The sequence below is a fragment of the Arthrobacter sp. LAR12-1-1.1 genome, assembly GCF_040676555.1.
Classification (GTDB): Bacteria; Actinomycetota; Actinomycetes; order Actinomycetales; family Micrococcaceae; genus Arthrobacter.
The window spans coordinates 603,310-617,069 of record NZ_JBEGIG010000023.1; the positions used below are offsets into that span (position 1 = coordinate 603,310).

Below are 13,760 nucleotides of genomic sequence, written 5' to 3' on the forward strand. Positions count from 1 at the left end.
AGATGATCTAGGTCACATGCAAAGGAGCATTCGGTCATGGTTCGAGAACTATCCCATTACATTGACGGGCAGCGGGTGGACGGCACCTCCGGCCGGTTCAGCGATGTGTTTGATCCCTGCACCGGCGAGGTCCAGGCCCGGCTGCCGCTGGCCAGCGCAGAGGAAGTGCGCAATGTGATTGCCAGCGCGGAAAAGGGGCAGGTGGAATGGGCCGCGATGAACCCGCAGCGCCGCGGCCGGATCCTGCTCAAGTTCGTGGACCTGGTCAACGAGCACATGGACGAGCTCGCGACCCTGCTGTCCTCCGAGCACGGCAAGACCTTCCTCGATGCCAAGGGTGACATCCAGCGCGGCATCGAAGTGGTCGAGTTTTCCGCCGGTGCCCCGCATCTGCTCAAGGGCGAGTTCTCGGACAACGCCGGAACCGGCGTCGACGTGCACTCGATGCGCCAGCCCCTCGGCGTCGTTGCCGGCATCACGCCGTTCAACTTCCCGGCCATGATTCCGCTCTGGAAGTCCGGGCCGGCGCTGGCCGCCGGCAACGCCTTCATCCTCAAGCCCTCCGAGCGTGACCCCTCCGTGCCGCTGCGCCTGGCCGAGCTCTTCACCGAGGCGGGCCTCCCCGACGGCGTCTTCAACGTGGTCAACGGGGACAAGGAGGCCGTGGATGCGCTGCTGGAGGATCCCCGGGTTCAGGCCATCGGGTTCGTCGGCTCCACACCCATTGCCCAGTACATCTACGCCACCGCCGCAGCGAACGGCAAGCGCGCCCAGTGCTTCGGCGGCGCCAAGAACCACATGGTGATCATGCCCGACGCGGACATGGACATGGCAGCGGACGCCCTGATTGGGGCCGGCTTCGGCTCCGCTGGCGAGCGCTGCATGGCGATCTCGGTAGCCGTTCCGGTCGGCCGGAAGACCGCGGATGTCCTCGTGGAGAAGCTGCAGGCGCGGATCGCCGGCCTCAAGGTCGGCCATAGCCTGGCCAAGGATTCCGACTTCGGCCCGGTTGTGGCGGCCTCCGCGAAGGAGCGGATCGAAGGCTACATCGCCTCCGGCGTCGAGGAAGGAGCCAGCCTCGTGACCGACGGCCGCGGCCTGAAGGTGGAAGGCTATGACGGCGGCTTCTGGGTCGGTCCCACGCTGTTCGACAATGTCACGAAGGACATGAAGATCTACAAAGAGGAGATCTTCGGCCCGGTCCTCAGCGTGCTCCGCGCCGAAGATTACGACGAAGCCCTCCGGCTCTGCAGCGAACACGAGTTCGGCAACGGCGTGGCCATCTTCACCCGCGACGGCGACGCCGCCCGCGACTTCGCCAGCCGGGTCCAGGTGGGCATGGTGGGCATCAACGTCCCCATCCCCGTGCCGATCGCGTACTACACCTTCGGCGGCTGGAAGGCCTCCGGATTCGGCGACCTCAACCAGCACGGGGCCGACGCCTTCCGCTTCTACACGAAGACCAAGACGGTCACCAGCCGCTGGCCATCCGGCATCCGCCAGGGCGCCAGCTTCGTCATGCCGGAAGGCAGCTGATGGGGGCGGAGGCTGCGCAGGAAGCGGCCGGCGAGGCCTTGAGCGAGGAAGTCCTGTTTGAACGGCGCGGCCGTCTGGGCGTCGTGACCCTCAACCGGCCCGCGGCCGTCAACGCCCTGACGGCCGCGATGGCCGCCGCGATGCTGGAACAGCTCACGCTCTGGGCCGACGACGACGCGATCGCCGCGGTGCTGGTCCGCGGCGCCGGCGACCGGGGCCTCTGCGCCGGCGGCGACATCGTCGCCATCTACCGGGACATGCTCGACGGCGGGGACGCCACCGCGGACTTCTGGGCCGACGAGTACCGGCTGAACCTGCTCATTTCTGAATACCCCAAGCCGTACGTGGTGTTCATGGACGGGCTGGTCCTGGGTGGCGGCGTGGGGATCTCGGCTCACGGCTCCGTGCGGATCGTCACCGAACGCACGCGCACTGGAATGCCCGAAACGACGATCGGGTTCGTGCCCGACGTCGGCGGCACGCTGCTGCTCTCCGGCTCGCCGGGGGAGGCCGGCACGCATGCGGCCCTGGCCGGCGCCCACCTGAGCGGCGCGGACGCGCTGTTCCTGGGTCTCGCCGACTGCTTTGTGCCCTCCGCCGCCCTGGCTGAACTGGCGGTGGCACTCGAGACCGAGGCGGTGGAAGCCGCCGTCGCCCGGTTCGCCGAACCGGCTCCGCAGTCAGTCCTCGCCGGACAGCAGGATTGGATTGACGCCTGCTACTCCAGCGACGACGCCGAGGAGATCCTGCGCCGGCTGCGCACGGTGGGCGGGGAGGCCGCTGGCGCCGCGGACACTATCGAGGCCAAGTCGCCGACGGCGGTGAAAGTGGCACTGGAGTCCCTGCGCCGCGTCCGCGGACTGGGCCTGGAGCAGGCACTGGAGCAGGAGTACCGCGTGGGCCTGCGCTTCCTCGCCGGGCCGGACTTCCGCGAAGGGATCCGCGCCCAGGTGGTGGACAAGGACCGCAATCCCCGCTGGAAGCCCGCCACTCTCGCGGAGGTCACCGAAGCGGACGTCGCGGCCTACTTCGCCCCGCTGGGCGGGCGCGAACTGACGCTTTCTCCGAAGGAGAAGAACATGGAGAAGAACAATGTCTGAAGCAGGAGCCTCTGTTACCGGCACCATCGCCTTCCTGGGCTTGGGGCACATGGGCGGCCCGATGGCCGTCAACCTGGTCAAGGCCGGCTATCGGGTGACCGGCTTCGACGTGGTGCCGGCGGCCCTGGACGCCGCACGGGAGCACGGCATTCCAACCGCCGGGACGGCAGCCGAGGCGGCGGCGGGCGCCGCCGTCGTGCTGACCATGCTGCCCAGCGGCAAGCACCTCCTCGATGCCTACCGCGGGACCGGCGGTGCGCCCGGCCTGCTTGAACTGGCCGCCCCGGACACCATGTTCCTGGACTGTTCCACGATCAACGTGGACGAGGCCCGCGAGGCCGCCGAACTCGCGGTCGCGGCCGGACACCGTGCCGTCGACGCCCCCGTATCCGGAGGCGTGGTGGGGGCAGAGGCCGGCACGCTCACGTTCATGGTCGGTGCCCTCCCCGAGGACTTCGAAGCCGTCAAACCTCAGCTGGAAGTCATGGGCAAGCGCGTGGTCCACTGCGGCGCGCACGGTGCCGGCCAGGCGGCCAAGATCTGCAACAACATGATCCTGGGCGTCTCGATGATCGCTGTCAGCGAGGCCTTTGTGCTTGGCGAGAAACTCGGGCTGACCCACCAGGCACTGTTCGACGTCGCCTCCGCCGCCTCGGGACAGTGCTGGGCGCTGACCACCAATTGCCCCGTGCCCGGACCGGTCCCGACGAGCCCCGCCAACCGGGACTACCAGCCCGGCTTCGCCGGGGCGCTCATGGCCAAGGACCTCAACCTGGCCCTGAACGCGCTCCAGAGCACCGGCGTCGCGGCCCGTCTCGGCCCGCTCGCCGCCGAAATTTACGATACCTTTGCCGCGGAAGGCGGTGCCGGCCGGGACTTCTCCGGCATCATCACCGACATCCGGGACAAATCAGAAGCCGGCACGGCCGGGGATTAGTCCCGGACCGAAGCCACACGCAGAAACAGAACCAGAACCAGCACCAGACGAGCACCACCGAAGGGGACCACTCATGACGGAACAGTACGCGAACATCCTGGTGGAGCGCCGCGGCCGCGTGGGCCTCGTGACGCTCAACCGGCCTGCCGCCCTCAACGCCCTGAACAAGGCAACGATGGACGAGCTGGTGAAGGCCGTCACCGGGATGGACGCGGACCCGGCGGTCGGTGCCGTGGTGGTTACCGGTTCCGCGAAGGCCTTCGCCGCCGGCGCGGACATCAAGGAAATGCAGTCCAAGGGCTACATGGACATGTACGCGGCGGACTGGTTCCGCGGCTGGGAGGACTTCACCCGGCTCCGCATACCCGTCGTGGCAGCCGTGTCCGGCTTCGCGCTGGGCGGGGGCTGCGAGCTGGCGATGATGTGCGATTTCATCATCGCCGGGGACAATGCCAAGTTCGGCCAGCCGGAGATCAACCTCGGCGTGCTCCCCGGCATGGGCGGCTCGCAGCGCCTGACCCGCGCTGTGGGCAAGTCCAAGGCGATGGACATGATCCTGACCGGCCGTTTCATGGACGCCGAGGAGGCCGAACGCGCGGGCCTGGTGTCCCGTGTGGTCCCGGCCGCGGACGTCGTCGAGGAAGCGCTGAAGGCTGCCGAGGTGATCGCCTCCAAATCCAAGCCCGTGGCGATGGTGGCCAAGGAAGCAGTGAACGCGGCGTTTGAGACCGGGCTTGCCCAGGGCGTGCTGTTTGAACGGCGCGTGTTCCACTCGCTGTTCGCCACCGAGGACCAGAAGGAAGGCATGGCAGCCTTCACGGAGAAGCGGCAGCCGGAGTTCAACCACCGCTAGTTAGCTGCCGGCGAGGGCGCGGCGGCGCCAAAAGCCGGTACGTCGGCATCACGTGAAGATGTCGGCCACGTACCTGCCATGCGTGCGTTCAACTTCATCCATCCACGCCTCGGCCTCCTCCTTGGAGGCACCTGTCGCTTCCTGGTAGATGAGGGCGCAAGTGTCCCGGACCTGCGGCGCCATGTTCTTGCCGTCGCCGCAGACGTAGACCGTGGCGCCCTGCCGGACCAGCTCGACGACGTCGGCCCGGTCTGCCCAAAGCCGGTCCTGGACATATTTCAGGCCGTCTTCGGGGGCGGTGGAAAAGACCGGCCGCAGATCGAGGTTGGCCTGCTCGGCCCACGACGCAAGTTCCGCGCGGTAGAGGAAGTCGGTGTCCGGGGCCCGGCAGCCGAAGAACAGCAGGGCAGGCGCCGGCGTCGTGTCCTCGGCTTCGGCCCGCAGCGCCCGGTCCTGGACGAATCCGCGGAAGGGTGCCAGCCCGGTCCCTGCACAGACCATGATGAGCGGGACTTCCAGGGACGGTGGCGGGTGGAAAGCCGCGTTCGAGGGCCGGACAGTAACCGCCACCCTTGACCCGGGCCTGGCCTGGGCGAGGTAGGTGGAAGAGGCCCCTTCGAAGACGCCGCGGCCCGACCACGCCGGAGCCTCGATGACGGCGAAGGTCAGGGTCGCGTGGTCGGGGCTCCAGAGCGGGGACGAGGAGATGGAGTACCGCCGGGGGGTCAGCTGTGTCAGCAGTTGCAGGAACGAGGTGAACGAGAGCTGGCATGACGGATACGTCTCCAGCAGATCCAGGAGGGAGACCCGCTTGTCGAGAATCTCGGCCGCGTACCGCCCCCGGTCCTGGGCCAGGGCCTCAAGTTCGGCGCGGTGGGCAGGATCCGCCGCGACATCAGCCAGGTCCTCGAGCTGGGTGCGGGTGGCGGGGACCGCGAGTTCCACGTAGCTGCTCAACAGTTCGCCCACGGCCACAGGCGCACTGGTGGGCAGGAAAGTGTCCCCGCGCTCCATGCTCAGCTGGACGTGCGAGTCGTAGTCGAGGTTGAAATGGGCCAGTGCGCGCTGCACGAGGGCGCTGGGGTTCAGCGGCAGCACGGCCAGGTAGTCCCCGGTCCGGTAGCTCATTCCCTCGGGCAGTGCGATCTCGACATGCCGCTTGGACCGGGCGCCGGGCTTGGCCAGATCGACCAGTTCCCGGTTCGCGACGACGGTACCGAGTGCCAGCCCGTTCTGGCGCAGCAGCGGATCCCGGACGTTGCCGATGAACTGGAGTTCCAGCTGGGGCTGCGCGGTCGGCGGGCTGGTCCTCTGCCCCAGGGCGGCGTCCACCGCGGGCCAGAACCCCGCGTACCACTCGTCAAAATCGCCGAAGAAGTCGCCGCGGGCGTTGGCTTCGCCGCGGGCATAGATCCGTGTCGCGCCGGCAGCCTCGAACCGGGCGTCGATGGCCTTGGGCACCTCCTGGTACGTTCGCGCCCAGTCCTTGTTGCCGTTGCCGAAGACCGTGTACCGCACCCCGGCGAGGCTGCCCGGCTGCAGGCCTTCGGTCCAGGCCACGAACTTTCGGGCGTTGTCCGGCGGCTGTCCCTCGTAGGAGGACGTTACGACGGTGACGAGGCCCCCCGTCGGCAGCCCGCCGGCCGCCTCGTCGAGCGGACCGATGGTGGGGCTGTAGCCGCGCCGTCCGGCGTCGTTGGCGATGCGCTGGGCGAAGTCCTTGGACGTGCCTGCGTTGGAACCGTAGAGCACACGGATCGGGACGCCGTTGGGCGCGGCGGCCGCCGCCGCCGCTGCCGCTTCAGCCTGCGCGGCTTGTTCGACGGCGGCCGGGGGTCCGGCTGCGATCGTGACGTCCCGCCTGCGCACGTGGATGAACAGCCCCTCAGGCTTCATCGTCAGCGTGTGCTTGATCTGAAGTTCATAGCCCGGATCCGCCGCCGTGACCTCGAAGCGCTGCAGGAGCTTGGCCAGGAACAGCATGGCCTCCTGCAGGGCAAATCCCCGGCCGATGCAGGAGCGCTGCCCGTTGCCGAAGGGCTTCCAGGCATTGGCAGGGATTTCTGCGGCCCGAACAGGTGAGAATCGGTCCGGATCGAAGATCCCGGCGTCCTCGCCCCAGGCCGCCTTGTCCCGGTGCAGCTGCGGGATCAGGACCATAATGGGCTGGCCTGCCGGGACCTCGTAGCGGCCGCCAAGCGTGGTGTCCTCAAACGGGGCGACGTTGAAGGCCGGGGCGGTGGGCCACAGCCGGAGTGTCTCCTTGAGGATCTGGTCCAGGTACCCCAGCCGGGGCAGGTGCTCGAACCGGGCGCTCTCGGTGCCGAGGACCTCGTCCACCTGGGCGCGAGCCTTGGCCAGGACATCCGGATGGCGCAGCAGTTCGTAGAGCGCAAAGGACAGCAGGCCGCTGGTGGTCTCATGCCCGGCCACCAGGAAGGTAACCATCTGGTAGCGGACGTTTTCCTCGCTCAACCGCTCGCCGGTCACCGGGTCCGCCGCATTGAGCATGGTGTCCAGGATGTCCTCGCTGCCAGCCGGGCTGGGGTTGCGCCGCCGGTCGCTGATCATCTGGTCGGCGACCTCGAACATCAGGGCATGGTCTTCCTCGAGCTGGTGGCGTTTGCGCAGCATGATCTTGTTCTGGACCGGGAGCCTGCGCGCCCGGTCCCCGGATTCGACCAGGCCGCGGACCATGGCCCCGACGAAGGGATGCATGTCTTCCCGGTAGAGGCTGTTGAAACGGTAGCTGAACGAGCACAGGGCAATGGTGTCCAGGGTCAGCCGGGTGGTGTTGTCCGGTACATCGATCCGGGCCGCGGGGCCGAGTCGCTCCCACTTCAGCAGCAACTGCTCGGCGATGTCGTCCATGCCGTTGAACATCCGCTTCAGCGCCGCCGGCCCGAACGCCGGCATCAGGATCCGGTGCGCTTTTTGCCAGTTTGGTTCTTCTGTTCGTGCGGTGAACAGTCCGTCGCCGATGAAATCCCGCACCTGCCGCAGGGAAACGCCCAGTACCTTGCCGAACCGGGACTCGTCGCAGACTTCGTTGACGAGCTGCTGGGACGAGATGGCGATGATGCTGCGGTTGAAGAACTGGATGCGGACAATGGGGCCGTACCGCTCGGCCACCTCGACTATTCCCAGGATTCCCTTGCTGGAGTCGATGTCGGCCAAATTGCCGACCACCGGCTTCGTGGGAGGCTGCGGTATGGGGATGCTGGGCGAAGTCATGGCCCCTCCTAGGCGATCGCCAATCGACGCTCTGTGAGCACTAATTGCTGCCTGGCCGGACGGCACCGTCCGGCTCCGAACCACGATACTCCCGTCAGATTCCGGGCAAAATAGGCACCCATCAAGGCGGGGCGGGTGATTCTCATGTGACAGGTGGTGCCAATGATTCCCTGCTACTATCCCAACGGTGGGCAGAGGACAACTTCACCGGACTGTAGGTCTGGTCATCGCAGTAATCGCCGGCACCGCGGCGGCGATCCTGTGGGCCGCCGTCGCCGCGGGGGGACGCGCACAAGCCGAAGGGGAGCCGCACGGGTTCATCCTGGGGGTGTGGAACGTGCTCTACAGCACGAACGCGCCCGGAGCCCGGATCCTGGGCGCGGCGGTCGCGCTCGCCGTGCTGCTGGCCGCCGGCGTCGCCCTGCTGGAGCGCCGGATCACCACCCGGTCGCGGCGGTCGGCGAACGTTCGGATCGCTCCGCTGGCACCGAAGATCGTGATGGGAGCCACCCGCGGAGTCTATGCGGGCCCTGTTACCGTCACCGTGCTCATCCCGGCCCACAACGAGGAAGTCTCACTGCCCTCCACGATCGCCTCCCTGCGGGCGCAGTCCCACAGCCCCGAACGAATCATCGTGGTGGCGGACAATTGCACCGACAGCACCGTGGAGATCGCCCGCGACGCCGGCGTCGAGCTCTATGAGTCGGTCGACAACACGAAAAAGAAGGCCGGCGCCCTGAACCAGGTGCTCAAGCAAATCCTTCCCAGGCTCGGTGCCAACGACGTAGTGATGGTGATGGACGCCGACACCCAGCTCGATGACGGCTTCCTCGGCGCGGCCGTGAACCGCTTCGTGGACGACCGCGCCCTGATGGCGGTGGGCGGCCTGTTCTACGGGGAGGAAGGCCACGGCGTACTCGGCCAGTTCCAACGCAACGAGTACCTCCGCTACGGCCGGGAAATCAAGCGCCGGCGGGGGAGGGTTTTCGTCCTGACCGGGACCGCGTCGCTTTTTCGCCCGGTCGCCCTGCGCACCATCGCCGAGCAGCGGGGCGATTCGCTTCCCGGGACGAAGGGCGACGTGTACGATACCGCGGCGCTGACTGAGGACAACGAACTGACCATAGCGCTCAAGTCGCTTGGCGCCCTGATGATTTCACCGACGGCATGCACCGTGGTTACCGAACTCATGCCCACTTGGTCCACGCTGTGGGCGCAGCGGCTGCGATGGCAGCGGGGAGCGCTGGAGAACATTGGCGCGTACGGGGTCACGTCCCAGACGATGCGCTACTGGGTGCAGCAGCTCGGCATCGGTTATGGCGTGATTGCCCTCAGCGCCTACCTGCTGCTGATCTTCCTCATGATGTTCTCCCTGGACGTGTGGATCTGGTTCCCGTTCTGGCTGGGACTTGGCGGGGTGTTCATGATCGAACGCGTCGCCACCGTCTGGAAGGGCGGCTGGCGGGCCAGGATTTTGGCCCTCACCCTCTTCCCCGAACTCTTTTTCGACATGTTCCTGAACGTCGTCTACATCAAGGGCATCATCGACATTTCGCTGGGCCGGACCGCGAACTGGAAACACGTCACCCGCACCAACGCCGCCGAGGCCGTCAAGGAGTCCGCATGAGCCTCACCGGCGTGCCCGTCCCCACGGGGGTTCTCTTCCCGCAAGCGCTCCTGAACTCGGAGTGGTTCGCCATCCTGGCGACGTTTGTTGCCATCAATACGGTCATGTACGCGGCCCTGGCGGTGACCAAAGTGCTGCCAAAGGTCCACCGTCCCGGCTGGCTCCGGCCCCCGCATGAACGCGGCGAAACCCGGAGCATCCACCCCGACGCGCCCCGCTGAGGATTTCCACCAGGCGGGCCTGCCGTGAACGTGCCCGGGAAGCCGCGGCATCACCGGGCCAGCGAAGCGGCCAGGGCTGCCGCGCCAGCGATCGACAATGCGCATCGCACGGTGTTGGCCCGGTTCCAGGCCCGCTCGAACGTCCGCCAGGAGTCCGCCGCGCCTGCTCCAGCGGCGTCGATCCGGGCCAGGGCGTTGTTGCGGGGCACGTTGAATCCAATCGTGACGGCGACACCGGCCAGGGCGTTGTTGCGGGGCACGTTGAATCCAATCGTGACGGCGACACCGGCCAGGGCAAGGCCCGCCCCGGCCACCCGCAGCGGGCCCTCCTGCGCCACCGTCCCTGCGGTAATGGAGGAAACCGCCACCACCGCGGAGGCCAGCGCTCCACCAAAGAACACGGTCATGAACGGCGGACGCACTGCCATCTCATTTATCCGCTGCATCGTGGCAACTGCCTCGCCCGCAGGGCGGGAGTTCAGTGCCGGCATGACCATGGCCGAGAACGCGAGGTAGACGCCTCCGGCGGCTCCGGCTCCGACCGCGGCCACTGCGCACGCAGCGGTCTCGACGATTCCGCTCATGCCGGTGCCCCCGCTGGTGCATTCCAGATGCCGGGGGCATTAGCGGCGCCGGTGCGGCGGGTGCTGCCGCCAACAAGAACTTTTGATTCAGTCATATAACAAGCCAACACCACCGCGGAAAGACGATCCATAGCTCAGAGTCAAGAATAGATACGCATTCGTCTAGAATGCAGTTATGGATCCGCTGACCCGGTTGCTCGACGGCCCACATGCCCGCCGCGCGTTCGCCCTGCGCGTCGTCATGGACCCGCCGTGGTCAATCCTCGTGCAGGACCGCGCACCGCTGACACTGATGGCGGTGCTTGCCGGGCAGGCTTGGCTTGCCGCGGACGGCGAGCGGGTCCTCCTCGAATCCGGTGACATCGCCGTCGTCCGCGGGCCTGACCCCTATCTTCTGGCCGACGACCCCGGACGGGCGGCGACCATCATCATTCATCCCGGTCAGGAATGCACCACCCCTTCCGGCGAGACTGTCCACCTCAGCATGAGCCACGGCGTTCGCACCTGGGGCAATGCGTCGGCAGGGGAAACGGTCGTGCTCGTCGGCACCTACACCACCGAGGCGGAAATCGGTTCCGCGGTAACAGCCGTGCTGCCCCGTGTCGCCATCATCCCCGCCGGCGGCGTTGATGCAGCCTTGGCGCGGTTCCTCGGCGGCGAGATCACCACGAACGCCCCGGCACAAGGAAGCGTGGTCGACCGGATGCTGGATGTGCTGCTGGTCCACGCCGTGCGCGCCTGGGCGGCCGAGCATCCCGGGCGGGCCACCGGCTGGCTGGCGGCAGGCACGGATTCCCTGGTGGCCCCGATGCTGGAGCTTATGCACGATTCCCCCGCCGAAGCCTGGACGCTCGAGACCTTCGCCGCCCGCCTGCACGTCTCCCGCGCCACGCTGGCCAGCCGCTTCCGCGATGTCGTCGGCGAGCCGCCGATGACCTACCTGACGAACTGGCGGATGCTGCTCGCCAGCGAGCTGCTCGCGGACCCGAACCTCACCACCGCCCAGGTCGGGTACGGGGGCCCGTTTGCGCTGAGCGCGGCCTTCAAACGCCGTTTCGGCCTCAGCCCGACAGCCTACCGCCATCTCAAATATGCTCCGCCGACACCACAGGCCGTCTAGGAATGTGTCGGGCAAGACGGCCAGTCAGCCGCTGAAATCCCCGGCGTTCCGGCGGAACGTGCCCAGGATCCGGATCAGCTGGTCCACGTCCTGGTCCCCGAAACCCGATTGGCCGAAGACCTCGGAGTTCAGCACCGCCGTCGCCCGTTTGGCCAGGGCGCGCCCGTCGGGGGTGAGCTCGATCAAGGTGGTGCGGCCGTCCGTGGGATGCGGTGAGCGCATCACCAGCCCGGCGTCCTGGAGCCGGTCCACGGCGTTGGTGACCGATGTGGGGTGGACCTGCAGCAGCGCGCTCGCCTTGTTCATGGGCAGCGCCCCGCTGCGGGCGAAGCTGAGCAAGGCCAGCAGCTCGTACCGGGCAAACGTGAGTCCGAACGGCTTGAGAACGGCCTCGATCCGGCCCAGCAGGATCTGCTGGGTCCGCATGATGGCGGTGATCGCGGCCATCGGGGCGGCTACGTCGGACCAGCCGTGGCGCTCCCAGTTCAGCCGGGCGTCGGCGATCGGATCTCGCGGCAGCGGTGTTCCCACGCTCACCCCTGACTCTTGAGCCCGGGAAAATCGGAGTCGGAGTACTCGACGCCGAAGCCTTCGGGAACAGGCCCGCCGCCGTGGCGCAGCTCCTCGCTGTGCCGCAGCTCCACCCGCCGGATCTTGCCCGAGATCGTTTTGGGGAGTTCGGCAAACTCCAGCCGGCGGATCCGCTTGAACGGGGCCAGGTGGTCCCGGCAGTACCGCAGGATATCCTCGGCCAGCTCCGGGCCGGGCTGGTGCCCGGCCGCAAGGACCACAAACGCCTTCGGCACCGACAGCTTGAGCGGGTCGGGAGAGGGGACGACGGCGGCCTCCGCCACCGCCGGGTGCTCAATCAGCACGCTCTCCAGTTCGAAGGGGGACAGCCGGTAGTCGGAGGACTTGAAGACGTCGTCGCCGCGGCCCACATACGTGATGATGCCCCGTTCGTCCCGGCTCGCCATGTCCCCCGTGTGGTAATAACCGTCCCGGAAAGCCTCCGCCGTCTTGTCCGGGTCGCCGTAGTACGCCTTCATGAGCCCCACGGGGCGGGGGTCGAGGCGCAGGCAGAGCTCGCCGTCGTCGGCCTCCGCACCCGTAGCGGGGTCCACGAGCACGACGTCGTAGCCCGGCAGCGGCTTTCCCATGGCGCCGATCTTGATTGGCTGGCCCGGGGTGTTCGCGATCTGCACCGTCGATTCGGTCTGGCCGAAGCCGTCCCGGATTCTCTGGCCCCAGGCACGGTGGACCTGGTCGATCACCTCGGCGTTGAGCGGTTCGCCGGCGGACACCACCTTTGTGGGCGGGTTCAGCAGCCGGGTGAGATCGGCCTGGATCAGCATCCGCCAGACCGTCGGCGGGGCGCAGAAGCTGGTCACGGATTCGCGGTCCATCTGTTCCATGAGGGCCTTGGCGTCGAAGCGTTCGTAGTTGTAGATGAACACGCACGCCTCGGCGATCCACGGGGTGAACACATTAGACCAGGCGTGCTTGGCCCAGCCCGGCGAGGCCACGTTGAGGTGCACGTCGCCCGGTTCCATCCCGATCCAGAACATCGTGGACAGGTGTCCCACCGGGTAGGAGGTGTGCGTGTGTTCGACGAGTTTGGCCTTGGACGTGGTGCCGGATGTGAAGTACAGCAGGAGGGTCTCGTCGGCAAGGGTGGGGGCGTCCGGGGTGAAGTCCACTCCGGCGGCGGCAGCGTCGGCGTACTGCCGGACATTGTCTGGGGCTGCGGAGGTACTCGCGGGGCTGCCGCCGATTTCGATCAGCGTGTAGTCACCGGCGACGTCGGCGAACTTGGCGATGTTGGCACTGCCGACGGCGGCCCAGGATGCGCCGCCGCGCTCCACCCGGTCCTGCAGGTCGGCGGGTCCCATCAGGGTGGTGGTGGGGATCATGACGATGCCCAGCTTGATGCCGGCGAGCATAAGTTCCCAGAGCTCCACCTGGTTGCCGAGCATGATGATCATCCGGTCCCCGCGCCGCACGCCCTGCGCGCGCAGCCAGTTGGCCACCTGGGACGAGCGCCGGGAGAGGTCCGCGAAACTGCGCCGGGTCGCGGACCCGTCCTGTTCGACGATCACCAGCGCCGGTTTGTCCGCCCTGGCCGGGTCTGCCGCGAGCTGGTCGAACCAGTCCAGTGCGAAGTTGAATTCCTCGAAGCGCGGCCACTGGAATTCGCTGCGGGCGCCGTCGTAGTCCCCGCGCAGGGCCAGCAGCCGGTCCCGCGCGGCCCGGAATTCCTCAGTCACGGTCATGGTGCACCTTTCGAAGTACTCTGGCGCTGCCGTTCCGGGCTTGGCGCCGCTGCCTGGGATCCCGCCGGTCCGGCACGGTGCCTGCCTAGTGATCCCCATCACTGTGCAATATACTAGGACATCCAAGGGTTTGGAAGAGCGGCGCTGCTCTGCAGGCGGCGCGCATGAGGAAGGGATACGTGCCCGTGCAGCCACAAGGACGTGCCAGCGGACAGCCGGCGCCAGCCGAAACAAACACGGAATCAAACACGGCGGAGACAGGCGCCGCAGCAGCA

General features: G+C 67.6%; 11 protein-coding genes. 7 read left to right on the forward strand and 4 right to left on the reverse strand.

Annotated features, from left to right (window positions below; translation table 11 throughout):
- The first annotated feature begins 36 nt into the window (after nt 1-36).
- From MRBLAR12_RS15715 to MRBLAR12_RS15730, 4 genes are all read left to right on the forward strand, one after another.
- Nucleotides 37-1,536 (forward strand): CoA-acylating methylmalonate-semialdehyde dehydrogenase, encoded by a 1,500-nt coding sequence (locus MRBLAR12_RS15715; RefSeq protein WP_364747000.1) that lies wholly within the window; start codon nt 37-39, stop codon nt 1,534-1,536.
- Entirely contained in the window at nt 1,536-2,636 is a 1,101-nt protein-coding gene (locus tag MRBLAR12_RS15720) for an enoyl-CoA hydratase/isomerase family protein (protein WP_364747002.1), read from the forward strand. Before MRBLAR12_RS15715 ends, MRBLAR12_RS15720 begins: the two co-directional genes overlap by 1 nt.
- On the forward strand, nt 2,629-3,573 hold the full coding sequence (gene mmsB, locus MRBLAR12_RS15725) for a 3-hydroxyisobutyrate dehydrogenase (protein WP_364747004.1): 945 nt from the start codon (nt 2,629-2,631) through the stop codon (nt 3,571-3,573). The genes MRBLAR12_RS15720 and mmsB overlap by 8 nt, the downstream gene beginning before the upstream one ends.
- Nucleotides 3,574-3,646: 73 nt before the next feature.
- On the forward strand, nt 3,647-4,426 hold the full coding sequence (locus tag MRBLAR12_RS15730; RefSeq protein ID WP_364747006.1) for an enoyl-CoA hydratase: 780 nt from the start codon (nt 3,647-3,649) through the stop codon (nt 4,424-4,426).
- Between the two features lie 48 nt (nt 4,427-4,474).
- On the opposite strand, the gene MRBLAR12_RS15735 is transcribed toward MRBLAR12_RS15730, so the two are convergent.
- Nucleotides 4,475-7,660 carry a bifunctional cytochrome P450/NADPH--P450 reductase gene (locus tag MRBLAR12_RS15735; protein ID WP_364747007.1) on the reverse strand — a complete coding sequence of 1,062 codons (3,186 nt, stop codon included), beginning with the start codon at nt 7,658-7,660 and terminating at the stop codon, nt 4,475-4,477.
- Between the two features lie 187 nt (nt 7,661-7,847).
- Between MRBLAR12_RS15735 and MRBLAR12_RS15740 the strand changes: the two genes are divergently transcribed.
- Nucleotides 7,848-9,287 carry a glycosyltransferase family 2 protein gene (locus MRBLAR12_RS15740; protein ID WP_364747009.1) on the forward strand — a complete coding sequence of 480 codons (1,440 nt, stop codon included), beginning with the start codon at nt 7,848-7,850 and terminating at the stop codon, nt 9,285-9,287.
- A complete protein-coding gene (locus MRBLAR12_RS15745; protein ID WP_229993479.1) occupies nt 9,284-9,508 on the forward strand; it encodes a hypothetical protein in 225 nt (74 codons plus the stop codon). The genes MRBLAR12_RS15740 and MRBLAR12_RS15745 overlap by 4 nt, the downstream gene beginning before the upstream one ends.
- A 50-nt stretch (nt 9,509-9,558) precedes the next feature.
- Here the strand turns inward: MRBLAR12_RS15745 and MRBLAR12_RS15750 are convergent, their stop codons facing one another.
- Entirely contained in the window at nt 9,559-10,092 is a 534-nt protein-coding gene (locus tag MRBLAR12_RS15750) for an anthrone oxygenase family protein (RefSeq protein ID WP_364747011.1), read from the reverse strand.
- Nucleotides 10,093-10,267: 175 nt separating this feature from the next.
- Here MRBLAR12_RS15750 and MRBLAR12_RS15755 point away from each other — a divergent pair, with 175 nt between their 5' ends.
- Nucleotides 10,268-11,212 carry an AraC family transcriptional regulator gene (locus tag MRBLAR12_RS15755; protein WP_364747013.1) on the forward strand — a complete coding sequence of 315 codons (945 nt, stop codon included), beginning with the start codon at nt 10,268-10,270 and terminating at the stop codon, nt 11,210-11,212.
- A gap of 24 nt (nt 11,213-11,236) precedes the next feature.
- Here MRBLAR12_RS15755 and MRBLAR12_RS15760 read toward each other — a convergent pair whose 3' ends face one another.
- Nucleotides 11,237-11,743, reverse strand: a complete 507-nt coding sequence (locus MRBLAR12_RS15760; RefSeq protein ID WP_229993502.1) for a MarR family winged helix-turn-helix transcriptional regulator — start codon at nt 11,741-11,743, stop codon at nt 11,237-11,239.
- 2 nt (nt 11,744-11,745) lie between these two features.
- The gene (locus MRBLAR12_RS15765; protein ID WP_364747014.1) at nt 11,746-13,485 is read right to left on the reverse strand and encodes an AMP-binding protein; all 1,740 of its coding nucleotides are present in this window, start codon (nt 13,483-13,485) and stop codon (nt 11,746-11,748) included.
- Nucleotides 13,486-13,760: the final 275 nt, after the last annotated feature.